This is a genomic window from Rhizobium sp. UBA1881, assembly GCF_002338015.1.
Taxonomy (GTDB): domain Bacteria; phylum Pseudomonadota; class Alphaproteobacteria; order Rhizobiales; family Rhizobiaceae; genus Rhizobium.
In genome coordinates this window covers 1,152-1,432 of the sequence record NZ_DDHH01000193.1, presented here as the reverse complement: position 1 = coordinate 1,432, position 281 = coordinate 1,152, and the positions used below count along the sequence as shown (strand labels likewise).

The 281-nt window shown below is 60.5% G+C and carries 2 pseudogenes; both read right to left on the bottom strand.

Annotated features, from left to right (window positions below):
• Positions 1 to 100, bottom strand: a pseudogene (locus tag B3605_RS23955) (chemotaxis protein CheR); the annotation flags it as partial.
• Positions 101 to 126: 26 nt separating this feature from the next.
• Positions 127 to 281: pseudogene (locus B3605_RS23950) on the bottom strand (chemotaxis protein CheW); the annotation flags it as partial.

The following is a 281-nucleotide window of genomic DNA, read 5'->3' as shown; positions in this document are numbered from 1 at the left end:
TGATGCCGCTATAGTCATAGATGAACTGTGCAAGCTTCTCGAAATTCCGCTTGCTGATCCTGTCGCCCACCATCTGGGTCTCAACGGCAGCCATGCTCATAAGTCAAAATACTCCAGCGTGTCCGCTCAGGCGGCCGATTGCAGGGCGGAGGCATCCTCGCGCGACAGAAGCCGCGCGAGATCGACGATGACGACGAAGCCGGTTTCGCGGCGCACGACGCCGGAAATGTAATCCGAGCGCCAGCGCACGCCGATATCAGGCGCCGCCTCGATCTGGTCGC